Below are 1,042 nucleotides of genomic sequence, written 5' to 3'. Positions count from 1 at the left end.
CCTGCCGCGGCCAAGGCACTCGACACCGTTTTCGACAAACTGCGCAGCATCGAAGACCCCGTCAAGCGCAACGCCGCCGCCACCGAACTGTTCGCCACCAAGTCCGAGGACATGGCCCGGGCCCTCTACGCCCTGGACCCCTCCGAGGCGGTCGCCGAGCTCGGACAGGTAGCGGGCGCCTCCGACCAGCTGGGCGACTCGCTGCGTGACAACGCCGGGGCGCGCCTGACCGCGTTCACCCGCGGCCTGCAGCAAGGCCTGGTCGACTTCCTCGGCTCCAAAGTCATCCCCGCACTCGACGGGGTCGGTTCGTGGATGCGGGACAACCCCGGACTGGTCAAGGGCTTGGCAGTAGTTCTCACTGGCGTGCTCGTTCCCGCACTATCGCTGATGGCCGTCACCGCGATCACCTCTGCCACCGCTGCAGTCACCTCCTGGGTCACCACCGGCGCCGCCGCAGTCACGGGCGCCGCCACCCATGTCGGTGCCGCACTGCGGGTGGCCGGGGCCTGGATGATGATGGCCGGCCGCGCCCTGCTCGCGGCAGGCCGGGTGGCCGCCTCCTGGTTGATCGCCATGGGCCCCATCGGCCTGGTGATCGCTGCCGTCGTAGGCCTGGTCGCGCTGATCATTGCGAACTGGGAGACCGTCAAGCAGTGGACCGGCGCAGCCTGGGACTGGGTCACCGACAAGATCAGTACCGCCTGGGCGGCCATCGTCGGGTTCTTCCAATCTGGGATCGACCAGTCGCGGCGCATCTTCGCCTGGTTCGGGACGCTCCCGGCCCGGATCGGCGAATGGTTCGGCCGCGCCCGCACTGCCGCCGTTGACCGCATGACCAGCATGGTGCGCTGGCTGGGCGGGCTGCCCGGCCGGATCGGCCGCGCCGTCGGCAACATGGGCCGTCTGCTGTACGACAAGGGCAAGGACGTCATCCGCGGCCTGTGGAACGGCATCAGCGGCATGGGCAGCTGGCTCAAGTCCAAGCTGATCAGCTTCGCCAAGAACATGATCCCCAACCCGATCGCCAAGGCCCTTGGGA

1 pseudogene is annotated in these 1,042 nt (G+C 68.8%); it reads left to right on the top strand.

Features of this window, described 5'->3' with window-relative positions:
* Positions 1 to 1,042: pseudogene (locus JAO81_RS41895) on the top strand (hypothetical protein); the annotation flags it as partial.

The organism is Streptomyces sp. N35 (genome assembly GCF_016464295.1).
In the GTDB taxonomy this organism is placed as follows: domain Bacteria; phylum Actinomycetota; class Actinomycetes; order Streptomycetales; family Streptomycetaceae; genus Streptomyces.
The sequence above is the reverse complement of the archived record's forward strand: the minus strand, read 5'-3'. Positions and strand labels throughout refer to the sequence as shown.